This window comes from Armatimonas sp. (assembly GCF_964826245.1).
In genome coordinates this window covers 1-22,984 of record NZ_CBAYMC010000015.1, presented here as the reverse complement: position 1 = coordinate 22,984, position 22,984 = coordinate 1, and the positions used below count along the sequence as shown (strand labels likewise).

Genomic DNA, 22,984 nt, shown 5'->3' with positions numbered 1-22,984 from the left:
GTTACAAGCCCGCTCTGTCTTTGGGAAGTGTGGGCTCAATGTGCACTAAGACACGGGCGAAGCGCTTGTCGGAGATCTGGGCGCGAACCGTATCCTGAACTTCGTGGGCGATCTCGTGGCCGCGATAGACCGAGAGGTTTCCCTCCACACGGACGTCTAGCTCGACAAAGTAGTCGAAGCCCATCTTGCGGATAAAGCACTTGTGGAGGTTCTCGACCCCGCTCACCGTGAGTGCGATGCGGCGGACTTCTTCCTCCAGCGCAGGGTCGGGGTGGGCATCGGTGAGCTCAAAGAGAGCGCCCCGCAGGATATTGATCCCGTTGTGGAAGATCACGACGGAGGCAACGAGCGCGGCCCAGTCATCGGCAGTGGCCCAGCGAGAGTCGGGGCGAAAATAATTTCCCACTAGCGCGATCGCAATCCCGAAAAACGCGGCGATACTGGTGAGCGTGTCCGAGCGCTGGTGCAGTGCATCGGCCTTTACCGCGTTACTACCCGTCTGCTCCCCAACTTTCAGTGCAAAGCGCACCAGGGCCTCTTTGATGGCGACCACGGCCAGCAAGACGAGAAGAGTCCAAGGAGCGGGGAGCCGGTGGGGCACCCGAATGCGCTCGATACTCTCGTAGGCGATGGCAAAGGCGGCCAGAAAGAGAAAGAGTGAGACGACAACGGCGGCTAGCGGCTCCGCTTTGCCGTGCCCCTGAGGGTGGTTTTCGTCGGCGGGAAGCGTCGAGACTTTTAGCCCAAAGTAGACCAGCGTGGACGAGATCACATCCAGCCCCGACTCAATGGCATCCGCGACCAGTGCGTAAGAGTGCCCCAGAATTCCTGCGGTCGCCTTACCCAGCGCCAGAACGATATTGACCCCAATCCCGATCAGAGTAGAGCGCATTCCCTGCTCCGCAGGGTGGGGTGTAGACATCGCCTGCTATTGTACACCGAATTTTCTGCGTCCGAAGGGACGCGTAGCCCTCTCAAGCCGATGGATTTATCCTACGGCTTAGGCCTCAGGTGTACTCTTGGCACTGTCGGACTGGAGCTGCTCGCCGATCAGCCGTGTGGCGAGGAGGCTCTGGACGATTCCGGTGAGCTGGCTGGCCGTGTCGCCTGCCGCGTTGCCACCACCTGCGCCGCCGCTGATATTGACCATCTTGGCCTGTGCGAGCGCCTTGGCGATCTCGGCGGTGATCTGCGGGGTCATCTCAAGCTGTTTGAGGTTGAGATACGCTGAGCCGCCCTCACGGATGGCCTCATTGACGGCGCGAATGGCATCGGCCTGCGCCAAACCCACAGCGCGGATCTTGACGGCTTCGGCTTCAGCCTCGGCCTGCGCGATCTTGAGCGTGCGCTCCGCTTCGGCATCGGCGGCGATCTTGGTGCGCGTAGACTCCGCGCCCGCCGTGATCGTCACGCGGTTGGCGTTGGCCTCGGCCTCGATCTTCATCTTGGCAGCGTCGGCTTCGGCTCCGATCTTCATCTTGCTCGCATCGGCCTCCGCGGCGACGCGCTTGCGCATGGCCTCCCCCTCGGCATCCACACGGGCTTTTGCCAGATCGGCGTTGGCTTGGGCAATAAGTGTCGCACGGAGCTCAGCCTCGCGCTGGATGGCAAGCGCGTTCTGGCGCTCGGCCTCGGCTTGCGAGATCCCCGCGGCGTTCTCGGCCTTGCGACGCTCTAGGTCGCGCTGCTTGTCGTTGACCGCTTGCTCGGCCTGAAGCTGCGCCTCTTTGGCGCGGCGCTCTTGATCGGCAGCCACGATATCGGCATTGGCCTTGGCCTCCACGGCGGACTGGCGGCGACGCGCCTCAGCCACTTCGGACTGCACCTCTTTGATATTGAGTGAGTTAAAGACCAGCCCGAGATCTTGCAGCTCACGAGAGCACGCGCCCTTGATAATAATCGCCAGTCGGTCGTCTTCCTCGGGGCCCGCCGTGCCTGTGCCCCCTGCGGAGAAGAGCTCGTCATGGTTGAGCAAGTTAATCGCGCGGCGACCCGTTGATGTCAGCAAGTCCGAGAGAATCCCGTTTTGCTCCTCTAAATTCTTGGCAAAGAACTTATTGGCCGCCGTCATGATCATCTCGTTGGAGTCACCGACAGAGACAATGGCGCTCGCCAAGACACGCACTTTAATCGGACGTGGGATTCCATCACTGCCCATATCGGCGGTCTGATCGGAGATGTCCAGGTCAATGTTAATGGCCTTGGAGGGAATGGTCGTTCCTGTCGTAAAAATCGGAATCTCGGTTGCTTTACCGGGGCCACGGTAGATCTTGGTTCCCCCGCCCATGCTGGTTACCATGCGGATCGTTCCCGCTTCAACAGTTGTCAAAAACTGACTGATGATCACAGGAATTAACAACACCGCTACGACAATAATAACAACAGGAATAAGCCAGGTTGGCATTTTATTTTCCTACTTTTCTTTCTTTTTCATGCCCTGAAGGACATGGCTCATAAACGGGCGACGCGGCACGTGTTTCGCTTCGTGTCTACGTCCACCACCACTAGTTTTTCACCGACCGTAATTTCTGCGGCTTCGCCCTCACTGAGCTTTGCCAGCACGCGACGCACTTGGCCATCCACGGTCAAGCGCACCATTCCCTGGCCGCTGGCATCGAAGCGCGAGAGGGTGATGGCCTCGGTGGCGCGGGCCCCTTCGAGGTTCTTGGCAGGGGTGGAGGCAAAGCGCAGAAGCAGCTCCTGAAGCGGTTCAATGACCAGCTTCCAAAAAAGCAGCCCTCCCAACATGGCCCACCACCAGCGGTTGGTGAGCATGCCCACCACGCCCGCGCCCAGGCACAGCGAGAAGATTCCCAGTGGAGAGAAGACACCGAGCAGCGCCTCCAAAAACGCGCCGCTGTCGGAGCTTCCCCGGCTCTTCCCCTTGCCTTTGCCTCGTGCACGGGCGCTACGTCCGCCGCGCAGGCCCGTGAGGCCCATCATCAGAGTCCCCAGCGCTCCGACTCCGAGCAAGATCTGATAGATCATAGCTTTGCTACTTTTGCGGTATTGCGCCGCGTGTCAATTGTGATCACGACGAGTTTTTCTCCCGCCTCAATTGCCTCTGGAGCGCCTTCGAGAGTCGCCAGAAGCCGAATCAGGTGGCCGTCTACCGTCAGAGTCACGATCCCTTTTCCGGTGGCATCGAAGCGGCTGTCTGCGGTCACTTCCTGGCCAACGGCTCCTGAGAGAGTGGTGGCGGGCTTACTGGCAAAGCGCATCGCCAAGGCCATCAGCGGCTTCACGATCAAGCGATAGAACGCCCCGCCTGCTAGTAGTGATAGGGCAAGCACCAGCCAAGGCGAGAGAGCCATCGTGCTCTGGAGCCCCATTCCCGCCGCACCGATTCCCAGGCTCAAGCCAAAGAGCCGCAGCGGAGAGAGCAGGAGAAGCCAGGTATGCCCATCTCCATGCTGGCCCTGCTGATCTTGTGTGTGGGCATGATGGCTGCCATCGCTGTCGCCATCGCCATCGGCAAAACCAAGAACGGCTTGAGTCAGCAGTCCCAGTCCTCCCACGGCGAGCAGAATTTGATAGAGCATTTTGGTTTCCTCTAGTGGAGACGCTTCAGGTTGCAAATAGTTGCGACGTTTATTCTTGTGATGGCTTTACGGCAAGCTCTGTACTTCGCACCTGGAGCTGCCAGGCTTTCTTGCCGGGTGCGCTGACCGCGACGTGAATGGTATCGCCCTCCGTATGCGCGGTGAGCTTGGTGCCTTGGGGAGCGATCATCCAGACCCAGCGGGCTTTGGTCGCTTCCGTGCGTGCCAGTAGAATCGGGACGCGGTCTTCGCTGCTCTTGCCCATCCCAGTGGCAACGATGTACTGGGTTGGAGTGGCAAGTGGGGAGAGAGAGAGCGTGAAGCCAGAGGCAGGGTCGGTGTAGGGGGAGATATGTATCGCGGTTTTACTGTCTTTTAGGTAGCTGTAGCCCGGCTTTGGGGAGAGGTTTACCGCCGCACCGATGTACTGCGCCAGCCACGCTTTGGGCTCAAAGCTGGGGTGGATGGTCATATCTAGCAGACCAGGAGCTGCCTGATCGGCGCTATCCACGAAGACAGCCGTGTCACTGCCCAGCAGAAACGCGGCGCGGCGCAGGCTGGTGCCTTCGTAGGCTGGCCCTGCATCCGCGAGGGCAGCGGACCAGCCATTGCCCGTCTTGAGAGAGAGCAGCTTTCCAGTGGCGGCTTTCTGGTTCGCCTCGTTCTGGACAAATGTGTTATGCGCCAGGGTCGTCTTGTACCAACCCAAGTGCGCGGGAATGCCGTAGACACTGGTGCCGGGGTCGTCTAGGAGTATCTTGCCACTCGCATAAAAGACCGTATTGAGCTTGTCTGGGTGCCCGTGACCACCGCCGTGGGGGCCGTACTTGAGAATCAGCGTCGCCCCGGGCCCACGGAGATAGGCGTAGCCTGCCACGGAGAAATCTGTGGTGGCAGCGGGGCTTGTGGCGTGTTTAGGAAGCGAGGGAGCGCCCGCCAAAAATGCGGGGAGAGTCTTACGAGGGCTTGTCGTGAGAGGTAAGGCAAGCTGTGGGTCGGCGAAGCGTGCAAATGCCGTCTCGTAGAGGGGGTTGCTCATCGCGGTAGCCGCGTTGGAGTCGTTGAAGGCAGGAAGCTGGCCACCAGGAAGCGCCATGCGGATCGGAGCGAGGTAGAGCTTTTTGTAGCGCTCGCCCAGCGGCCCTGAGTAGAGCGGCAAGCCCGCGTGGTAGCCCGCCTCGACCAGAGGAGCGAGGGCACTCATGGTGTAGAAGTGGTAGCTCCAGGCTCCCTCGTACCACAAGCCATCGTCGGTAATGCCTTCCATAAGCTGGCGCTGGAAGCCACGTGTGGGATCGTCGAAGACCTCGGCTAGCAGCGCTTTATCGCCGTAGAGAAGCGCCACCAGGCCGACGGCGCTATTTTTCCAACACTGGATATTGTGAACCCCTAGCTTATGCTGACGGATCACGTTGGCGGCGGGGTAGAAAAGACTGTCTCGGAGAGCTACCCGCTCGGAGTCGCTCAGCGTGTCCCAGACTAAGTCTGCGCCTTGGGTCATGGGAATCAGCCAAACTGCCTCATCGAGGGTCTGTGGGCCGACTTTTGCGCCGCCTGCGCCCGTCTTGCCGTCTTTGTCGTGGTAGGCATAGCCAGGATACGTTGCGGCGTAGGCCAGCAAGATCTCTTTAGCCTTCTCCGCAAAGCGTCTCTCACCACTGAGCTTATAGGCAAGGCCAAGGTCGCGGAGCGCGGCAGCCCAGTCGTTGTGCTGCGCGAGAAGTGGGACATCGTCGTAGGGCCAGCCGGTATAGACCTCCCCGTCCACGGGGCAGACATGCCGGGTTGGTGACTCGGTCTTGAGGCGTGTGCCATGTTTCTTGCAGGCATACCAGTGCGGCCACTGCCCCCCACGCTCGGGAAGTGACACCGGTTTTTTGACGAGCTCCTCAGCGCGGGTCAGAAGTCCGTCCAAAAATGCCTTGTTCTCCGGCTTATGCTTGGCAGCCTCCAGCTCTGCTTTGGTGGCCAGCAGGCGCGGGTGGGCGGGCAGTCTTGCGAGGAGCGTGTCGGTGATGAGCGGCGAGCGAGGCTCTTGAGCCGCAATCTGAGCGATGATGGGCAACATATTTTTAGTATACACGTCTGAGTAATTCATGCACTTTTACCGATTATATAATTTACGTATGGAGCTTTCTAACTCAAGGCCACCTGATTCACTGACGGCATATGTTCTGGACAATGTCCGTTGTCTGATCTGGCACGCCTATGTTTTTATCAGCTCTGAGGAAAAGAATAACTCCTGGAAGATCAAAATCTTGAATGAGGCAGCGGCACAGTGCTGGCTCCCTATCAAGCGTCACCCTGAAAACTCGTTTCTCCAGGATCTATATTTGGCATGCTCTCCTCTTGCACAAGCGCAGGGTGAGGTCATGTTTACGGAAGCCTTTCAGCATAAGAAGAAGCGTTGCGGGCGGCAGTTTCCGATGACACTGGCGGATGGTTCGGAGATCTGGATTCATGAGGATGTTCATCTGGAGGAAGTGCAGCCCGATCATTGGCATATCGTGGGAGTTCTTACCGATGTCACGACCCATAAGCTCTCTGAGGAGCGCCTGCTCTATCTGGCTCACCACGACTCGCTGACACAGCTTCCAAACCGTGGCTATCTCTTTGAGGTTCTTGCAAAAGCCCCCTCCCAGAGTATGCGCTATCTTCTCTATCTGGATCTGGATAACTTCAAAGTCATCAACGATACGCTAGGTCATCCCATCGGGGATCTTGTCTTGTTTCATCTGTCGAACCGGCTCCGAAGCGTTGTGGGAATGTCTGGGGATGTGGTTCGGCTGGGCGGCGATGAGTTTACAGTCTTACTGCGCCCCGATGCAACCAAAACCGAGGCACAGGAGCTTGCCGAATCACTTCTCCAACAAATTCGTCAGCCACTGATTGTCGAGGGACAAACCCTCTATCTCAGTACGAGTATTGGGATTGCAGCCACCACAGATCTGGATGCACCGAGCCTTCTGAGAAATGCCGATATTGCAATGTATGCGGCCAAGTATCAGGGGAAAAACCGGATTGTTGCTTTTGACTCGGAGATGGAGCGAGCGGTTCGGAGCCGCTTTGAGCTGGAAGGTGAGCTACGCAAGGCGATAGATAAAGATGGGATTGGATTGGTTTATCAACCCATTCTGCGGCTCGATTCGCGTAAGCTTATTGGTCTGGAGGGACTGGCACGCTGGTCTCACCCCACCTTGGGAATGATCCCACCCGATCAGTTTATTCCGATTGCGGAAGAGACAGGGCTGATTATTCCGCTAGGCTTGCGACTCCTGAAGCAGGCGTGCCAGCAGGCCGTGCACTGGCGCAGACAGCACCCCGATCTTGTGGTAGGGCTCAATGTCTCCGTGGTACAGCTAATGGAGGAGACATTTGCTCAAGATGTGATAAGAATTCTGGAGGAAACCGGCCTTCCGTCTGAGAAGCTGACTCTGGAAGTCACCGAGAGCATTCTGGCAGAGGGATGCGACCCAGTCCTTCGTCAGCTATGGCTTCTGTATGAGGCAGGAGTGTCTCTCGTGCTGGATGATTTCGGGACGGGCTACTCCTCATTTTCGGCCCTCAGTGAGCTTCCTTTGCATGCTCTAAAAATAGATCGGACGTTTCTAGCACGTGCCATAGACCCCTCCCGTGCACGCGCTGAGCGCAACAAGGCCCTCATTCGTGCGATTACCTCAGCAGCTCAGGTGCTTGATTTAATCGTCATTGCGGAGGGGATCGAGGCGGAGCAGCAGGCGTCGCTGGCAGAGTCTCTAGGCTGTCAGCTTGGTCAAGGCTATCACTTGCAAAGACCGCTTACTCCCCAAGCTTTAAACAACTATCTTGGGCAAGTTGCCTCTGCCAGTGTTCAAGACTTCCGTGAGTCTCTCGTTTTTCTTCGAGCTGCTTAGGTTATACTATGCCCCATGCAGCGCACTCTTGAAGCCACTCTGGAGACCTATAGTCCGGTTATGCGCCTGCGCTTTGTTCCAGCCTGTAAAAAAGCAAAGCTCGTCTTTCCTCCTCAGCACCTGCTACTGTTGGCTTTCAAAGAAGAGAAGAAACTAGAAATCTGGGGTGCGAACGGCGAGACTAGCACGTATAAGTTTCTGGCGGACTACGACGTTCTGGCTGCCAGCGGTAGCGCAGGTGTCAAGCGGCGCGAGGGGGATCGGCAGGTGCCCGAGGGGTTTTACAAGCTCACCGCGCTTAACCCCAGCTCCCGGTTTCACCTCTCGTTCCGGGTGAACTATCCCAACAAAGACGACCTCGCGCATGCTGTGGTGCCACGCGAGAAAATGGGGAGCGATATCTATGTTCATGGCAACCGTGTCTCGATTGGCTGCCTAGCCCTCGGCGATGAGAAGATCGAGGAGCTGTTTCCTCTCGTGGCGATCGTGGGATTGAAGAACAGCCGCATCTGGATTTCCCCCCGTGATCTTCGGGTAAAACCCGCTCCGCCCGCCGACGATCCTTGGGTGACTCAGCTTTATAAGCGCCTCACCAGCGCACTCAAGCCCTTCAAGCGTTAGCATTTTAGAGATAAACCACCTAGGCTAAAAAAGTAATAATTCCCAAAACAAAAACTTGTTGACAAAGTAGTTAAAGTAATCTACAATTGATTGGTCAGTTCCGAGGCTCGGTCAGTTCCGAGGCTCGGTCAGTTTAAAGTTTGGTGCTATATATCTCTCAATGAAGAGAAATGTAACACAATGATGATGACAAATGGAGCCTATTGTGAAAAATCTTGCTATTAGTGGTTTGCTTGTTATATTCTTAGCTTCCTCAGCTATGCCTACTGTTGATGGGCAAGGTGGACAAAATGATCCTGAGGTTCCTCGGCATGCAAGTGCTCATGCCATGCTTACCTATAATAACGAAGAAGGTGTTACTTTAAATAGTGTTGAGTGGGATGAGCCTTTACCAACACCTGCTAATGGGATCACTAGATCGGTTAGTAGGCCATCTGGAACTACGTCGAGTTTGCAAGTTGATTTAAATGCATATCGTGGAAGTGTTGGAACAAGTGAAAATACAAGTACATATGCAGTAGAAATGACGGGTAGTGGAGATGATCCTAACTATATGATATCTGCACATGTATGTGGTGTTGCAGATGGAGTTCCGACTCATGCGTCAAGTCATGCAACAGAAGCAGGACGTGTTGAAGAAAATAATGGAGTCAGTGGTAATACTATCCAGACAATGACATACAATGATAACACTCCACAACCACTTGATGTACATATTGATCAAGGAACCACTGAATATACGGGCTATGAATTATATGTAAAATCATATGTAGGGGCCAATCCTTAAAAAAGTGACTTACACTATAGTCAGTTCTGTCAGGTATGGGTTTTCTACTGTTGTTGATTAGGAAATAACCATCCGACCGGAGCAAGTTCCGGAGTATTTACCGGAAGGCTTCGGCCTGAGAGCCAAAGCCCAACGAGACGGGGCATCCTGAGAGATGCCCCGACATTCCCAAGCGGATGTGGAGCAAGCTCTGGGTATGTACCCGTAGCCGAATCATTTCTTCCGAAGTCTCCAAGAGGCCAATAACAGAATTCACTCCATAGCAATCTTTCTATGAAAATTATATTGTGATTTCAGTTCGTTTTTTTGCGATATAGGGTAGCTTAATGCGTGATAATATAGTTGAAGTAATTAATGGTGTTGGTAAATTTTCGGAATATGATCGTAATAATTCCAAAATGATTGATAAATACAATGATATATCATTTTTATATGTTTCAAAAATCGAAAATAGCATAATGAGTATTACATTTGATGAATTAGAAAAGATGTTTTTATATTTGCAACGTATATGCGACCCATTTTCTTCTGGTATTACAGATGCAAGTAACGCTGCGCGAGTTGTAAGATCATTATTTTCGGATGAACAAGTATGGCGAATGGAGAAAGCGTATGTAGAGAATAGAAAAAGACCTAAAAATGTCAATACACTTCATAACAATATGATAGAGCCATCTTTGCGTCCGAAACCAGAGGGTTTACGAAATGACATGGCAGGAATTGATTTTAAAGAGCTAAACTCAAATCAAAAAAGAGTGATGCTGAAAATATTTTCATATTTATATATGGATAAGGAGATTAAAAGTTCTGAAAAAATGCTTGCTGTCATAAATGATCTAAAAAAATCTCAAGCTTATATTTCAATACAAAAAGAAGGAATTTTTATTATTAAAGATAATTCCTATAAAATCAGAATCGCCAACAAAAGTGATAATAAATACCGAAAAAAGCAGAACGATTTATTCTTTTTATCTCAGATCAACAAAGAGAATATTGAAATCAATAATGTGCTAATAAAAAGATTTCTCTATTGTAATAGCCCTGAAAAATTCTCAAATTTAAATAACGCAGAAATAATTAAAATATTAACATTAAATCAGGGGTTAAGCTGTATTATTCGCAATGATAAATGGAATATTTCATTACCGAAAGTTAAAACCGCTCCTACTATATCTGAAGTACCAAGTATGATGAAATTTATACTGCCTGTAAATTTTTTAGCAATGATAGATCGTTTCAGAAAATACAATCCGGATAAAAGTAATACTTTAATCTATAAAAAGCTACTCAATATGTTAACTGAAATAGCATCTCAAGAATTATATTGTGCTTTGGATTATGGGAAAGATAAACTTTCTCTCAGAATTAAAGATGTTGATCCTTATGCAGAAAACTTGATCAGTGGTCTTATTTTTTATCAAGTAGCTTACAGTTTATTAAATTTGTCAGATAAAAAGCCCGCTTATTACTTTCAAGACCCTGAGAGTCTCTGCTTCGTTGGTTACGAAACAAAAGTAAAAGAAGGCAAGGATTTCTATTTTGCAATTTCAAAACGTAACAGCGATGGCTCTATAAGCGAGGGAAGTGGCTTCTTCGCAATTATTAAAGACTAATCTTATTTCTCTCCATGTTATTTTTGCTCACGGTGTGAGAGGCGCTCGAAGGCTTTGGGGGCGAGCTGGTTGCGGCCAAACGACTTGGCCTGGTAGAGGGCCGTATCCGCCTCAGAGAGGAGCTGGTCGCCGGACTTGCCATCGCCGGGGCGGAGTGTGGAGGCTCCCATCGAGAGGGTGAGAATCCCTAAGTCGCTGGCCTCGTGGGCAATGGCGGCGCTCTCTAAGTTCTTGCGAATCTGCTCTAGCGTGTCGGTGGCGGGGGGAGGGAGGCTCTCAATAACCAGGCAGAACTCCTCGCCGCCGTAGCGAAATGCCTGACCTACTCCCTCCACACCGTTGCGGAGAACCTCGGCGACGCGCCAGAGGGCAAGATCGCCCTCTAAGTGCCCGTAGCGGTCGTTGTAGCGCTTGAAAAAGTCAATGTCGCCGAGGGCTAGCGTGATTCCCTGGCCGGATGTCTCCACTTGTTCCCGCAAGATCGCAAGGCGCTCGTTGAGGCGCAAGCGGTTCGCCAGCCCGGTGAGCGCATCGGTGCGAGAGGCATCAAAGAGGCGCTTGTGAAGCGTGGTCACGCGATCAGCAGCGATCAGGCGCGCCTGCAAGTGCCGGATGTCCAGCGGCTTCACTAAGTAGTCATCGGCCCCCGCTTCCATCCCACGCAGAAAGTGATCCGGCCCGTCGTGGGCAGTTAGCAGAATGATATAGGGGTAGGGCGACGCATCGCTACGGGTGTCGCGCAGGCGGCGGCAGAGCTCCAGGCCATCGGTGCCGGGCATCTTCCAGTCGGTGACAATCACATCGGCCCCGAGCCGTCGGTAGCTACAGATCGCCTCATGTGCCGAGGCCACCGTGCGCGTCTCATGGCCGAGCTGTGTGAGCTGGCCCGCCAAGACTTTCCGCGCAGTTGCGTCGTCATCTACGATTAATATCTGCAAGTGGCTCCCTAACCCCCGTGCGATGGGGAAAACTATAAGTAGGTGATATCGTGGAGGATCTTGTGGCGATCCAAGTAAGTTCGCACACTAGCCAGTGTCTCTTTGTGGTAGTAGAGCCGCAGCTCACAGCCACTCGTGAGTGCATCCACTCCCAGCGCAAGATACGGAAGCTGCAATGCCTTTAGCATCGCCTCCGCGAGCTGGCGTGGCCGCTCCTGGTTTTCGTAGGAGAAAAATACGACGATCTCCTTGAGCCCTTCGATCTCCTCCATTGCTACTTACTACTCCGCTGATCCATAGACTGCAAGATTCGTGCCATGGCAAGCCGCCCAGCGTCGAGTGCCGAACTCGTAGTGCCACCACTCGCTCGGATAGTTCGCAAAACCGGCTTGAATCATCGCGTGGTAGAGCAAGCGGCGATGGCTGGTGAAGGGCTCTTGCACAAAGCGCTCGAACCAGTCGGTCTGTGTGGCGTCAACGGCTTCGTCGAATGCGGTTCCCATGGGGAGTGGCTCGCCCGTGGCAAGCTCAAAGAGCGTGAGGTCTACCGCACCGCCCGTTCGGTGGGGAGTGGTTTTTGCGGGATCGGCGCTGGGCTCGGCGACAAAGTGGCGCACTTTCTCGTGGATTTCGGCAGTGGTGAAGTGGGGATAGTCGCGCTTGACTTCTTGCCACTGCCAGTCCCAGAGCGCCTGCTGAACCGAGAGTGGCCGAAAGACATCCAGCACGATCACCCCGAGAGTCTCGGGGAGAAGCGCGATGGCCTGCTCCAGCCGCTCTGCCGCCCCACTCCGAAGCTGCATCGTGGCAGAAGCTCCTACGAGGCCAAGCTCCAAATAGACGGGTCGCAGGCGCAGACGTGGCGTCTCCGTCAGAGTGACCAGTGGCTCGCCACACTCGACCGTGGGCAGCCCCCCGCCGTGCGCGGACTCTGTGATGGTGGGGATGGAAAGCGAAACGGGTAGGTCAGACACAACGGCCTATCCTACCCGCTCACGTCTACGAATGACAAGCTATCTTCGTCGCAGAGTCACTCCTGCGGCTTTTAAGAGATTTCCCTGAAGCGTGTAGTCCAGAACCATCGTGCCATTTTTGGTGCTGGAGAGAATCAGCTTTTTCCCGACCACAAAGTACCGACCATCGTCTTCCGTGGTGCTATCTTTCGAGAGGCCCGAGCCAAAATCACCAAACTCGCCGCTGGCACTGACGATGCTCTGGGAGCGGGAGGAAAAGCGCCCGTTGCTCTCAAAGGCGTAGCGTGTGGACGAGGCCACGCTCACACCGCCAATTCCCGAGGTGCGTGAGCCCTCACTCTTGCCGCCTTCCCAGGTTCCGACCAGCGCGGCGGCGGCGGTTTTACTGGGGGCGAAACTGCCAAAGGTCAGACTGCTCAGCAGGCTCTCGGCGGCGCGGGTTGTCTCGGCGCTCTTCTCGGGGCTTGAAAGCGTGACGATCCCTGCCCCAAGCTGCTTGCCCGAGAGCGTGCCGTAGAGCGCAAAGGCAACAGGCATCCCCTGGGCGTTCTGCGCGCGGCCTCGGGCGACATAGGCCTTCTTGCCCTGCACCACTTTCTCACCTTCCTCGCTCACCTCGATATTCTTGCAGTTCAGGTCTTTGAGCGAGTTGGCTAGCCCCGTAACAAGCGGCTCGAACTTCTCGTAGAGCCCGAAGTGAGTGACCAAGAGCGCATCCACTTGCACGGCATTGCTGGGAACGAACAGGGTGTTGTTGTCCTGGGTTTTGAGGACTTTCCAGCTCTTGGGAGCCGTAAAAGAGACGGGAAAGATCGGGTTCGTGTTCTGAGCATAGCTCAGGGGGGCCAGTGCGGCGAGCGCCCCCATGGCAAAAAAGAGAGTTTTCATTTTTTAACCTCGTGCTCCCCAAAGTGAGCGGCGGACAAGACGATACTCTAGCAAGGCAAGGCGCATGACGGTGTCTTTTATCTCAGGAAGACGTAGCGTGGTGGCCTGGACGAGCACCTGGAGCGAGTTCCCAGCGCTCTGGAGCTGCTGGAGGCCACTAAGAGCAAGCACGCCACAGGCACGGGCGGTCTCGGCGAGGGCGGCTTCTAGTGCCTTGACTGAGTAGCCTGCGAGCTGCTGGAACTGGCTAGCCCAGCTAATGGCCGTGGTGAAGAGGTTCTTGAAAAAGCCGACGATTCCCTGAACAATTTGGTCAATCAGCCCTCCGATTCCGGGCAGGTTCTTGATCAGATCTGGTGTCTCTAGCGAGAGACGCAGATCGCCCACCTCGACATGGTCAAAAGCGAGCAGCCCTCCCTCAGGCTTGAGGAATACTTCAACACTCAGCGCTTCCGTGAGCTTGGGGGAAGCAAAAGTCAGGGCGCCGTTTCCCGGGCCCCACTTAAAGCTCCCGCTGGCACTCCCCAGAGTCGCGCCCTTGGCGATTCGGAAGCTTAGCCGGACCTTGCCTCGGTCACGCCCCGTGGTCAGCAAGCGCGTCTCGCCTAGGGTCATGTCAAAGGCGCTGGGCTTGAGGCCAAACTGGACATAGGGAATCGCGCCCCCATCGCCCCCGACCCGGATATTGAAGTTCGGCAGGTCGGTGCGCAGGCGTGCGGGCGCTCCGACTTCGGTGAGTGCTCTTGGCAGGGTCATGGTGAGCTTGGCATCGTCGGCGCGTAGCTTCAGGGTCGTGAGTCCCATCCACTCCAGCCAGTTTTGCCCCGGCTGCTGCCGGTAGACAATGTTGCGGGTGGCACCAAACTGGCTAATAGGCCGGATGGAAAAGGCGTTGTCGGAGGCTTTCTGGGTTCGGATCAGGCGCATGAGCCGCTGGAGAGAGGGCTGAAGGAACCGGTGACGGGCCAGAAAGCTACGGACGGCGCCTGGCAGGTTAGGAGCGGCGTCCCAGCGGTCCGCGATCACGGCAAGATCACCGGGAATGAGCAGAGTGAGCAGGTGAACCGCAAACGACTCGGACTTTCCGGCTTGCGGCGCAAGACGCAGGAGCGAGGCGGTCTGAGCGGTGGGAGGGTACTTGGTGTTGACCCGATCAATGGCATCTATGTAGGCCATCCCGATAATCAGCACGGGGATCATGCCTACCATCAGGCCGATGCCTCCCCCAACAGCGGCTCCGAGAACCAGTCCGGGGCCTGTCCAGGATGTGGCGACCCCGCCAATCACAGCGCCTGTCGCGGTTCCCGTTCCCACGGCTCCTGCGGCTCCCAGCATCATGGCGAGCACGTAGACATTCAGAGCCTCCATCGCGACCTCGCGCGGGCTCTCATTGCCACCAACCACGAGCTTGTCGGCGGCATCGGTGGCGACTTTCAGCAAGTCCTCGACAAGCTTGGCATAGGCATCATTAGACAGATTCACATCGGCTAAACTAGGCTCATCCTGAATCCAGGGGAGGGCAAGTGTACTCATTGAAGTTTTTCCTTTCAGTGCTAGTATCTCAGCCCTGCGTAGACGCAGCGTCATCGGTGTATCATCTAAGCGTTATTTTTGCTATAATTTTCCAAAATGATTCAGATCAGGCTGCTCGGGGGACTTCGGGTTGAGGCGGAAGACCGCGTCTTTGACAGCTTTCCTCGGCGGAAAGTGGCGGCGCTCTTTGCCTTGCTGGCACTCAGTCCGAGGCAAAAACACTCCCGTGAGGAGCTGGCCGCACAGCTCTGGCCCGATGCCGACACCGAGACGGGGCGGCGCAACTTGCGACAGACACTGCTCTACTTGCGGCAGTCTTTCGAATCTCTGGAGCTGCTACTCTCCGATACCCAGGCCCTCTGGCTTTGTGACGGCATCACGACAGATGTCACTGCATTTGAGGTTGCGGCACAGATGGGAGATCTTGCACGGGCGCGGAGCCTCTGGCGCGGTGAGCTCCTGCCAGGTTTCTTCGAAGAAGCCGTTCTGACCGAGCGCGAGCGGCTCAAGGCGCTCTTTATGGCGCTCCCCCACGAAGGAATTCCCCCACCGACGATCCCCACATCGCTCCCGATCTATCTTTCGGAGTTTCACGGGCGTGAGGATGAGCTAGAGCGCCTGAGCACTCTGCTGGCGGAACCGGGGACACGGCTCGTGACACTTCTGGGGCCGGGGGGGATTGGCAAGACGCGTTTGGCGTCCACGGTGGTCTCGGGAGGAAAGCGGGAAGCGGCGTTTGTGGAGCTGGCCGCGCTTGCACCCGGCTGTGATGAAGCGCTGGTCTTCCAGAAAATTGGAGAAGCGCTTGCCTTCGCCGTCGCGGGGCAAGAAGGCTCGGAGGAGAGCTTGCTCCGCCTGCTGGCGAGCCGTCCGCTACTGCTGATCCTGGATAACGCGGAGCACGTTCTGGCACAAACGGCCTCGGTGGCTCTGCGACTGCTACGTGCCGCTCCCCGCCTCAAGCTGATTGTCACAAGCCGCGAGCCTCTGCGCTTAACGGGGGAGCACACGCTGGTTCTTGAGCCGCTTGCGATAGAGACCGCGATGCGCTTTCTGCAAGTCTCCATCCGCGCCATTCGCCCGGATCTACCGGAGGATCCTGAGGCCCTCACGCAGATCTGTGCTAAGCTTGAGGGGTTGCCGATCGCACTGGAGCTGGCTGCCTCTCAGTGCCGAACCCTCTCGCTTCAGGAGATTGCCCAGGATCTCAGCCAGGGACTCGGGCTCAGCGAGCAGGCGAGCACTTCTCTGCCGCTCCGTCACCGCTCTCTGGAAGCGACACTGGCCTGGAGTGAGGCGCTTCTTACCCCCACACAGCAGCAGCTACTGCGGCGGCTCTCGGTCTTTTCCGGTGGTGGCACCCGTGAGGCGATCCTGGAGGTCTGCGGGGCATCGCGCATGGATCTGGCAGCGCTGGTGGAGAAGTCTTTGTTGCAAGTGCGCATCCTGCCCGATGGCACGACGCGCTACCGCTCCTTAGAGCCCATTCGTCAGTGGGCCGCGGAGCGTCTCGCGCAGAGTGGCGAGGCAGTGATGGTTCAGCAGCGTCATGGTCTCTGGTTTCTCGCTCTGGCCGAACGCATCGCTCCTGAGCTACGCCGCAGGGAGCAGCACCTCTGGTTCAAGCGCCTGGATGCCGAGCAAGCCAACTTTTATACGGCCTTTACCACTCTTAGCTCCTCCCAGAAGCTACGGCTTGTTAGCGCACTGGGCAGCTACTGGATTCGGCGGGAGTTTCTCCATGAGGGAGTACGCCTGACTGAGCAGGCTCTTGCCGAGGTCGCGGATCCTTCCGAAACCCACTTCGCCACTCTCCTCACCTTGGGCATGCTCTTGCTACGCGCAGGACAGCGGGAGCGTGCACTGGAGCTTCTGACGACCGCTTCACACTCCGACGATCGGGGAGTTGCTATCGAGGCCACACTCTATCTTAAGGCAGAAGTGACCTCGGACTCCTACGAGAGCTACCAGAGCAGTATTGCCCCGATTCTCAAAGAGATCCAGGACGATACCCGCTGGCGCTGGCACTACGGTCAGGCACTGCTTCAAGGAGAGCGCTTTCTTAACCATAATCGCGACCATGAAAAAAAGATTGCGATTCTGGCTCAGGCCACTGCTCTGTTCGAGGAAGAAGGGGACTGTGCAAAGGTCATGGAGGCGCTCTTTGGCTTGGTGGGGATTCACCTGGTCTACCAGCGCTTTGAGGCGGCAGCGCCGATCTTGGAGCAGCTTCAGGAAACGGCGGCGCTGCTGGAGAGCACGCACGTGGAGGTGCTTGCTCTGAACATGCAGATCCGTGCCCAGCGTGCCCAGCTTGTGCCGGACGTGGCAACGTTGCAAGAGCTCGCTGATCGGCTGGCGGTGCTCGCGCCTCGCCTAGGTGCCCCCAGCGATGCCTACAACGCCTGGCACGACCTGATGCAGGCCTGTCGCCATCTCTCGCGCTGGCAGCTGGCGCATAGGGCGATGTTACAGATGCTTCACTTCCGCAAGGGCACGACGACACTGCCGATGGTAGGGGTCTATCTTTTGGGAGCGGTGGCGTCTCTGATGGCGGATATGGGACAGACAGAGCGTGGCGGAAAGCTCTATGGCTACATCTTCGCTGTCCGTGAGAGTGTCCAGCTTCCGCCCAATGCTTTGGAACAGCGGGTCTATGACCGCGATCTGGCTTGTCTCCAGCAAGAGAGCCTCGAGATTCTTGAACAGGCTCTTACACAAGGGCGCTTGCTTACTTTTGAGCAAGCCTTCGCCCTCGCACAAGAGCCCTGCGCACTGCCCCCCGACGGTACCGCGCCCCTCCTGCCCCCAATCTAGCGCCTAGGAGTAGAGCACCGCATCGAACGAACCCACCGTGGCAGACGTAGAGCAGCTTGCAATTGTCCCCAAGATACTTCCCAGGCCTGCCCAGTTCTCTACCTCCGCTATAAGCGTATAGTTAGATATATCCCCAGGGCGATCTCGATTAAACTCACACCGCAGGGAGACCGGGCCGCTTCCTGACTCTGAGGATCCCCCTGCGACCGGGATACTAATGCGCTTGAGGCTGATGCGATCACTGGCAACCACACGAGAGCCATCCATGACGCGAAGGTTTACAATCGACTCCGTGTTTCCGTAGCCTAGGACAATGACAACACCCTGCCACCAAGAGACAGCGGACAGGTTGGCTGCCACACTCACCCGGCTCACCCCGGCAGGAACAGCAAGGCTCTGAGTAATGAAGCTACGTATCTGCTCGGAGCCAACCCACACCAAAATACTGAATGCGGAGAGCTTCCCATCTGCCGCAGTGGCCGCCCTCTTATCGCCATCGCCGCCACTCACGCCCGCTCCTGTAAAGGGAGCTTTAAAGGAGAGCTGCTGAGGACCCGCTGGTTTTGGCTTATCGCCAAGAATCTTAAGAACCTTACCGATTCCTGAGGTTCGGCCCGGCGCTGAGAGGGGCTTGTAGGTGACCTGAGACGATGACCCCTCGACAGAGCTAGAGTCTCCCTGAAGGACACCATTCTTGAGCCGCATCCCTGCAAACGCCGCTCCTCCGGCTGCCTCGTTGCCTGTTAGCCCCGTTGCACTGCGGAGCGACTCAATGGTCGAACTCCAGCGCTGGAGAAACTGGGCGGTCGCCGCTTGGAGCGCTGCGGGGTCCCTGATGGCCTGCAAGCGCTCTGTATCGGCGCGGAGGGCATTTTCATCGAACTTGACAGCTTGACGGGCTTTGTCTAAGGCGGGGCGGTTCTGGTCAAAGCCTTGCTTCAGGCTCTGCAAGCGATTGCTAATGCCGCGCTCTTGGAGCTGCGTGAGAGAGTCCGATCGTAGGATCTCCAGGTAGCGCTCGGGGCGCAGGACGACGGGGGAGAGGGAGTTTGACTTCTGAATTAAGTTCACTCTTGAGTCTTGGGGAAGAAAACGTTTCATCTTGAGATACTGCTCCTTGTTGTGTCTTTTCTTGAGAGGGGATTATTTTTTGAGGGTGATGACCTCTTTGGTCACGCGTGTGATCTTGAGACCCAGGCTCATGACCGCGCTATCGTCTTGTAGGTTGGCCGCGAGCCCTTTGATGGCCTTGGGAGCGCCTTTAATCACGATCTCCGTGCGCTCGGGGGTGAAGTCGACGGTCTCGACCTCAGAGATATCTTTAAGCTTGGCGATGGACTTTACTAGAGTGTCGGCCTCTTTGAAGCTCGCTAGGCCCTCGACACTGAGCTTGATCGTAATGGAATCTTCGATCTCTCCCTCAGGGGCTAGGGGAATCTTGCCAAAGATCGAGCGGGCGAGCTGACCGACCGCTTTTCGCGCTGCATGTCCTGCTGCTGACTCGTTCCAGTCATCGGCCTTGGTCGTGCTGTTCCCCAGACCCGATGCCGCCACCGCCGCGCCTGCCAGAGAGTTTTTCTGCGCAAACGACTTGCCAAAGAGACTCTCCATGCTATCGTCGGCCTGGTTCTCCGTGATCGTGGCCGAGGCGGCCGCGAGGATATCGCCTGTCTCGACATTGACCAGCCGAACATCCATGCTCACCCGGAGCTCGTAGGCCTTTTTCTCATCGGTGCTTTTTTTCTTCTTCTTACTGAGAAGGCCGCCGATCTGACTGGTTACCTGGTTGACCGCGTTCTGCGCCACCGATGCGTTCTTCTCAAAGACCCCAAACTCGGTGATCTTGCCCATCACAGCGACACTGGCTCCTTTGAGCTTGCCCAGCTCCTGAACCGCTGCCTGGTTGCCCGAGCCATTTTGCAGGCCACGCTCTCTCTCCAGCGCTGCCAGCTCGATCCGCTCGACAACCCGCGCGCCGATATTGACAAGCGAGAGGGTCATCATATCGGCGACATCTTGGCCAATGGGGAGATTGTTCTTGATCTTACGGTCTAGTTGTTGGAAAGAGACCACTAGGACACGCTTGGTCTTGGGGGCGACTTTTTCCTCGATGGGCACTGTCTTTGCTGGCGGCTGCTCCGGGGGCGTCTGTGTCTGTGCGAGAGCCATACCAGGCAAAGTGAGGGCGATAAAAATAGGAACAATTTTCATTCACACTTCTCCTTTGATGAGTACTACTAAGATTATACCCAGCTTCTATTAGGTTGATCGGAGAAATATAGAAAAAAACAGAGGTTTTTCAAGGCTACCCCACTACCCGTTTTTGGGGGAGTGGGGTAGAGATCACGAGAGACTAAGCGGCATCTTCCGCGTGCGCCGCCCAGAGGCAGCCACGAGTCGTGAGCTCTAGAACCTCAGGCTGTGCCAGATCGCTGGCGCGGTGGCCCAGTGCGTTGTAGAAGACCCGGCCCTCGCCGTAGTACTTGGTCCAGATTGTGGGCATGTCCACAATCCCATTTTTGACGTGCGGCCCATCGGCGATAGGGAAGCGCGTGGTGCCCAGAACGCGAACCGCCGGGTCCACGTGCAGGTAGTATTGCTCAGACTTTACGTGAATCACCGAGGGAGCGCCCTGCGTAATAAAGTGATCCGGATCTCGAATATCTACGGTGTACTCGACGCTATCATTGCCGGGGTGCGAGACCCACTGTCCGCCGGTCATGAACTGGTACTCGGTGCTGCTGCGGAAGCTATCGCACATGCCCCCATGGCAGCCCGCAATGCCGACTCCTGACTTCACGGCGGCTGTCAGAGCCTTCTCTTGCTCGCCCGTGATCTGCCCCATGGTCCAGACAGGAACGATCACACTAAAGGTCGTGAGATCATGGCTGAGATACGCATCCAGCGTGTTCTCGACGATCACCTCAAAGCCCTTGCCCTGCAGAGCCTCCGCAAATAACTTCCCTACTTCTTTGGGCTGATGCCCGTCCCAGCCGCCCCAGACGACCAGTGCTTTTCGTGTTGCCATAGGCCAAAGGATACCCCACAGGCGGTATACTGCCGCCGTGTCCGGGATTTTTTTTACCTTTGAGGGCCCTGATGGGGCAGGCAAGACGACGCAGATCGGGCGGCTTGAAGGGGCACTCGCCGAGCGCGGCTATGAGACGCTTCGTACCCGTGAGCCCGGCGGTGACTTTGTGGGTGAGCAAGTACGCCAGCTTCTTCTGGATCGTAGCGCCATGATCCCTGAGGCGGAGTTTCTGCTCTTTGCGGCCAGCCGCGCCCAGAACGTCGCGCAAGTGGTGCGTCCCGCGCTGGAGTCCGGTAAGATCGTGCTCTGTGACCGCTTCACAGACTCCTCACTGGCCTACCAGGGCTTTGCACGCGGCCTTGGGCTAGACTTCATCCGCGCCGCCAATGCCTTCGCCACCCAGGGGCTCGTGCCCCACAAGACGTTCTTGCTTGATGTCCCTGTTTCCGTCGGCAAGGCGAGGCGCTCCACGGGGGAGACCAACCGCCTGGATCGCGAGGCAGAAGCATTCCATCAGCGGGTTCGTGACGGCTATCTCGCTGTCGCCGCAGAAGAGCCGGAGCGCTTTGTCATTTTGGATGGCAAACAATCTGAGGACGCCGTTTTCACCCAGCTCTGGGCGGCGGTGCAGGCGCTCTTGCCGTGAGGCGCTTGCCGTTCTGGCCGGTGCTGCTCGGGGCGGTTTTGCTGTGCTTGGGGAGTATTCTCTTTGCGGCGCTCATCGGCGAGCGCACGCTCAGTGTCTCTGCGGCGTGGCAGGAGCTCCTGCGCCCTAGCCAAAGCCCAATCGTCTGGGGCGTTCGCCTACCACGCATCATTGCGGCAGCGTTTGTGGGCGCAGCATTGGCTGTCTCAGGAGTCGGTTTGCAGGGGCTCACCGGCAATTCGCTTGCTGATCCCTATCTTGTGGGAGTCGCCTCGGGGGCCTCGGTGGGAGTGGGGCTTGGCGTGCTCCTTGGCATTGCCGACACCCCCGGTCAGCCGCTTCTCTCGCTCCTGGCCCTCACCTGCGCCCTGCTCGCCACGCTTCTGGTTTTCGCACTTGCCCGCTCGGGTCGGCAGCTCTCGCTCTCCGGGTTTCTATTGGCGGGAATCGTCGTGGGAGCCTTTCTTGCAGCCGTTGTCAACTTGCTCCTCACCCTTGCTCGGCAAGACCAGAGCCGGATCTTGCAGAAGCTCATGGGGTATCTCGACGATGCAGGCTGGCAGCAGCTTGTCGTGCTGGCCCCGGTCACTCTCATCGGGGTGGTTGTCTTATCGCTTTGTGGCAAGGGACTGGACGCGATGGCCTTTGGCGAGGCCACGGCCCGCTCGGTGGGAGTAGACGTGGAGCGCTTCAAGCTGGGGGTACTGGCGCTTATTGCCCTGCTCACGGCCTGCGCGGTCGCCGTTTCCGGGGTGATTGGCTTTGTGGGCCTCGTCGTGCCGCACTTGGCCCGTGCGCTTCTTGGCCCACCCCACAAGCCGCTGGTTCCCGTCGCCGCACTTCTCGGCGCGGCGCTTCTCGTCCTCGCCGATCAGCTCTCCCGGAGTGCTCTACCCGGAACTCTCTTGCCTATCGGGGTGATCACGGCGATTTTGGGCGCACCGTTTTTTGCTTTTTTGCTCCGCCGCCAGCTCGCGGATTGAGCCGCTTGACGACATAGAGCTTGGGATGCATGCCGCCGACCGTGAGGGGGATGACACGCTCTATCTGCCACTGCTGGCTGAGGTTTTCTTCAAAAAGCCGGATTTCTTGCGTCAGAAAGACCGCAGTCCCATTGGGGCGTAGCAGACGGGCGGCCTCGGTGAGGAGAGCGGGGTAGAGCTTGACATTGTCCTTGTGCGAGCCGATGCGCTGACCAAACGGCAGATCCGCCACCACCGCATCCGCCCAGCCATCTTCTAGGGGAACCGCGGTCACATCCCAGTCGGCCAGCTCGATCCCATTGGCGGACGCGGCTTCGCGTGCAGCCTTGCTGGTGTCGCAGCCCAGGGCATTTTTCTGTTCCCGCTCGATCAGAATCGTCCCCGAACCCGCACAGAGATTGATCACATGCTCCGCGTTACCGAGCAGCTTTGCCATCGCGTAGCCCACACAGGCATTGACCGCACCCGGGTAGTTGGCCTTGCGCCAGGAACGCGTCGAGAGAGGGCGCGGCGAGAGGCTCACGAGGCTCTCCCAGACGGTCACGTACTCATCTACTTCAGGCGGATCATCTCGCGAGCGCCGACGAGGTGGCTTCTCGACTTTTTTCTGCATCGGTAAGAGTCGCACCAGAAGTGTCTGGGTGTCCTCGCCGGTGACATCCACTTCGAGATTCAGCGCCTTGGCAAGCTCGCTGGCAATGCGCGACATCGCCGACGA

21 protein-coding genes are annotated in these 22,984 nt (G+C 56.7%); 7 read left to right on the top strand and 14 right to left on the bottom strand.

What is annotated here, in order from left to right:
• Position 1: 1 nt before the first annotated feature.
• The 5 genes from AC1XOS_RS02955 to AC1XOS_RS02935 all read right to left on the bottom strand — a co-directional run bounded on the left by AC1XOS_RS02955 (position 2) and on the right by AC1XOS_RS02935 (position 5,610).
• Entirely contained in the window at positions 2-922 is a 921-nt protein-coding gene (locus AC1XOS_RS02955) for a cation diffusion facilitator family transporter (RefSeq protein WP_481960725.1), read from the bottom strand.
• 78 nt (positions 923-1,000) lie between these two features.
• A complete protein-coding gene (locus tag AC1XOS_RS02950; protein WP_481960724.1) occupies positions 1,001-2,404 on the bottom strand; it encodes a flotillin family protein in 1,404 nt (467 codons plus the stop codon).
• 47 nt (positions 2,405-2,451) lie between these two features.
• Positions 2,452-2,988: a hypothetical protein gene (locus AC1XOS_RS02945; protein ID WP_481960723.1), complete on the bottom strand. Its 537-nt coding sequence runs from the start codon at positions 2,986-2,988 to the stop codon at positions 2,452-2,454.
• Positions 2,985-3,542: a hypothetical protein gene (locus AC1XOS_RS02940; RefSeq protein ID WP_481960722.1), complete on the bottom strand. Its 558-nt coding sequence runs from the start codon at positions 3,540-3,542 to the stop codon at positions 2,985-2,987. The genes AC1XOS_RS02945 and AC1XOS_RS02940 overlap by 4 nt, the downstream gene beginning before the upstream one ends.
• Positions 3,543-3,591: 49 nt before the next feature.
• Positions 3,592-5,610 (bottom strand): heparinase II/III domain-containing protein, encoded by a 2,019-nt coding sequence (locus AC1XOS_RS02935; protein ID WP_481960721.1) that lies wholly within the window; start codon positions 5,608-5,610, stop codon positions 3,592-3,594.
• Between the two features lie 58 nt (positions 5,611-5,668).
• On the opposite strand from AC1XOS_RS02935, the gene AC1XOS_RS02930 reads away from it, so the two are divergent.
• The 4 genes from AC1XOS_RS02930 to AC1XOS_RS02915 all read left to right on the top strand — a co-directional run bounded on the left by AC1XOS_RS02930 (position 5,669) and on the right by AC1XOS_RS02915 (position 10,456).
• Positions 5,669-7,435, top strand: coding sequence for a putative bifunctional diguanylate cyclase/phosphodiesterase (locus AC1XOS_RS02930; protein WP_481960720.1), 1,767 nt, complete (start codon positions 5,669-5,671; stop codon positions 7,433-7,435).
• A gap of 15 nt (positions 7,436-7,450) precedes the next feature.
• A complete protein-coding gene (locus tag AC1XOS_RS02925; RefSeq protein ID WP_481960719.1) occupies positions 7,451-8,056 on the top strand; it encodes a L,D-transpeptidase family protein in 606 nt (201 codons plus the stop codon).
• Between the two features lie 193 nt (positions 8,057-8,249).
• Entirely contained in the window at positions 8,250-8,843 is a 594-nt protein-coding gene (locus tag AC1XOS_RS02920) for a hypothetical protein (protein ID WP_481960718.1), read from the top strand.
• Positions 8,844-9,169: 326 nt separating this feature from the next.
• Entirely contained in the window at positions 9,170-10,456 is a 1,287-nt protein-coding gene (locus AC1XOS_RS02915) for a hypothetical protein (protein ID WP_481960717.1), read from the top strand.
• 17 nt (positions 10,457-10,473) lie between these two features.
• Here the strand turns inward: AC1XOS_RS02915 and AC1XOS_RS02910 are convergent, their stop codons facing one another.
• The 5 genes from AC1XOS_RS02910 to AC1XOS_RS02890 are packed head-to-tail and all read right to left on the bottom strand — an operon-like array spanning position 10,474 to position 14,789.
• Positions 10,474-11,394: a GGDEF domain-containing response regulator gene (locus tag AC1XOS_RS02910; RefSeq protein WP_481960716.1), complete on the bottom strand. Its 921-nt coding sequence runs from the start codon at positions 11,392-11,394 to the stop codon at positions 10,474-10,476.
• A 32-nt stretch (positions 11,395-11,426) separates the two neighbouring features.
• Positions 11,427-11,666: a hypothetical protein gene (locus tag AC1XOS_RS02905; RefSeq protein WP_481960715.1), complete on the bottom strand. Its 240-nt coding sequence runs from the start codon at positions 11,664-11,666 to the stop codon at positions 11,427-11,429.
• Positions 11,667-11,675: 9 nt separating this feature from the next.
• Positions 11,676-12,368: a M15 family metallopeptidase gene (locus tag AC1XOS_RS02900; RefSeq protein ID WP_481960714.1), complete on the bottom strand. Its 693-nt coding sequence runs from the start codon at positions 12,366-12,368 to the stop codon at positions 11,676-11,678.
• A gap of 39 nt (positions 12,369-12,407) precedes the next feature.
• A complete protein-coding gene (locus tag AC1XOS_RS02895; RefSeq protein WP_481960713.1) occupies positions 12,408-13,256 on the bottom strand; it encodes a hypothetical protein in 849 nt (282 codons plus the stop codon).
• Positions 13,257-13,259: 3 nt separating this feature from the next.
• Entirely contained in the window at positions 13,260-14,789 is a 1,530-nt protein-coding gene (locus tag AC1XOS_RS02890) for a glycine zipper family protein (RefSeq protein ID WP_481960712.1), read from the bottom strand.
• Positions 14,790-14,885: 96 nt separating this feature from the next.
• Here AC1XOS_RS02890 and AC1XOS_RS02885 point away from each other — a divergent pair, with 96 nt between their 5' ends.
• Complete coding sequence (locus tag AC1XOS_RS02885) at positions 14,886-17,606, top strand: ATP-binding protein (RefSeq protein WP_481960711.1); 2,721 nt, start codon at positions 14,886-14,888, stop codon at positions 17,604-17,606.
• Positions 17,607-17,609: 3 nt separating this feature from the next.
• Here AC1XOS_RS02885 and AC1XOS_RS02880 read toward each other — a convergent pair whose 3' ends face one another.
• The 3 genes from AC1XOS_RS02880 to AC1XOS_RS02870 form a co-directional block, all read right to left on the bottom strand.
• Entirely contained in the window at positions 17,610-18,707 is a 1,098-nt protein-coding gene (locus AC1XOS_RS02880; protein WP_481960710.1) for a hypothetical protein, read from the bottom strand.
• A gap of 42 nt (positions 18,708-18,749) precedes the next feature.
• Positions 18,750-19,817: a CsgG/HfaB family protein gene (locus AC1XOS_RS02875; protein WP_481960709.1), complete on the bottom strand. Its 1,068-nt coding sequence runs from the start codon at positions 19,815-19,817 to the stop codon at positions 18,750-18,752.
• A 142-nt stretch (positions 19,818-19,959) separates the two neighbouring features.
• Positions 19,960-20,634, bottom strand: a complete 675-nt coding sequence (locus tag AC1XOS_RS02870; RefSeq protein WP_481960708.1) for a ThuA domain-containing protein — start codon at positions 20,632-20,634, stop codon at positions 19,960-19,962.
• A gap of 37 nt (positions 20,635-20,671) precedes the next feature.
• On the opposite strand from AC1XOS_RS02870, the gene tmk reads away from it, so the two are divergent.
• Both tmk and AC1XOS_RS02860 read left to right on the top strand, forming a co-directional pair.
• The gene (gene tmk, locus AC1XOS_RS02865) at positions 20,672-21,283 is read left to right on the top strand and encodes a dTMP kinase (protein ID WP_481960707.1); all 612 of its coding nucleotides are present in this window, start codon (positions 20,672-20,674) and stop codon (positions 21,281-21,283) included.
• On the top strand, positions 21,280-22,266 hold the full coding sequence (locus tag AC1XOS_RS02860; RefSeq protein ID WP_481960706.1) for a FecCD family ABC transporter permease: 987 nt from the start codon (positions 21,280-21,282) through the stop codon (positions 22,264-22,266). The genes tmk and AC1XOS_RS02860 overlap by 4 nt, the downstream gene beginning before the upstream one ends.
• Here the strand turns inward: AC1XOS_RS02860 and AC1XOS_RS02855 are convergent.
• Positions 22,205-22,984, bottom strand: a 780-nt coding sequence (locus AC1XOS_RS02855) for a methyltransferase domain-containing protein (RefSeq protein WP_481960705.1), incomplete at its 5' end; no start/stop codon positions are given. The two genes, AC1XOS_RS02860 and AC1XOS_RS02855, sit on opposite strands and share 62 nt — an antisense overlap.

What these genes read in the sequence shown, in the direction of transcription:
- AC1XOS_RS02955 (WP_481960725.1), bottom strand. Translation starts at nt 922, where the DNA reads ATGTCTACACCCCACCCTGCGGAGCAGGGAATGCGCTCTACTCTGATC.
- AC1XOS_RS02950 (WP_481960724.1), bottom strand. Translation starts at nt 2,404, where the DNA reads ATGCCAACCTGGCTTATTCCTGTTGTTATTATTGTCGTAGCGGTGTTG.
- AC1XOS_RS02945 (WP_481960723.1), bottom strand. Translation starts at nt 2,988, where the DNA reads ATGATCTATCAGATCTTGCTCGGAGTCGGAGCGCTGGGGACTCTGATG.
- AC1XOS_RS02940 (WP_481960722.1), bottom strand. Translation starts at nt 3,542, where the DNA reads ATGCTCTATCAAATTCTGCTCGCCGTGGGAGGACTGGGACTGCTGACT.
- AC1XOS_RS02935 (WP_481960721.1), bottom strand. Translation starts at nt 5,610, where the DNA reads ATGTTGCCCATCATCGCTCAGATTGCGGCTCAAGAGCCTCGCTCGCCG.
- AC1XOS_RS02930 (WP_481960720.1), top strand. Translation starts at nt 5,669, where the DNA reads ATGGAGCTTTCTAACTCAAGGCCACCTGATTCACTGACGGCATATGTT.
- AC1XOS_RS02925 (WP_481960719.1), top strand. Translation starts at nt 7,451, where the DNA reads ATGCAGCGCACTCTTGAAGCCACTCTGGAGACCTATAGTCCGGTTATG.
- AC1XOS_RS02920 (WP_481960718.1), top strand. Translation starts at nt 8,250, where the DNA reads ATGGAGCCTATTGTGAAAAATCTTGCTATTAGTGGTTTGCTTGTTATA.
- AC1XOS_RS02915 (WP_481960717.1), top strand. Translation starts at nt 9,170, where the DNA reads ATGCGTGATAATATAGTTGAAGTAATTAATGGTGTTGGTAAATTTTCG.
- AC1XOS_RS02905 (WP_481960715.1), bottom strand. Translation starts at nt 11,666, where the DNA reads ATGGAGGAGATCGAAGGGCTCAAGGAGATCGTCGTATTTTTCTCCTAC.
- AC1XOS_RS02895 (WP_481960713.1), bottom strand. Translation starts at nt 13,256, where the DNA reads ATGAAAACTCTCTTTTTTGCCATGGGGGCGCTCGCCGCACTGGCCCCC.
- AC1XOS_RS02890 (WP_481960712.1), bottom strand. Translation starts at nt 14,789, where the DNA reads ATGAGTACACTTGCCCTCCCCTGGATTCAGGATGAGCCTAGTTTAGCC.
- AC1XOS_RS02885 (WP_481960711.1), top strand. Translation starts at nt 14,886, where the DNA reads ATGATTCAGATCAGGCTGCTCGGGGGACTTCGGGTTGAGGCGGAAGAC.
- AC1XOS_RS02880 (WP_481960710.1), bottom strand. Translation starts at nt 18,707, where the DNA reads ATGAAACGTTTTCTTCCCCAAGACTCAAGAGTGAACTTAATTCAGAAG.
- AC1XOS_RS02875 (WP_481960709.1), bottom strand. Translation starts at nt 19,817, where the DNA reads ATGAAAATTGTTCCTATTTTTATCGCCCTCACTTTGCCTGGTATGGCT.
- AC1XOS_RS02870 (WP_481960708.1), bottom strand. Translation starts at nt 20,634, where the DNA reads ATGGCAACACGAAAAGCACTGGTCGTCTGGGGCGGCTGGGACGGGCAT.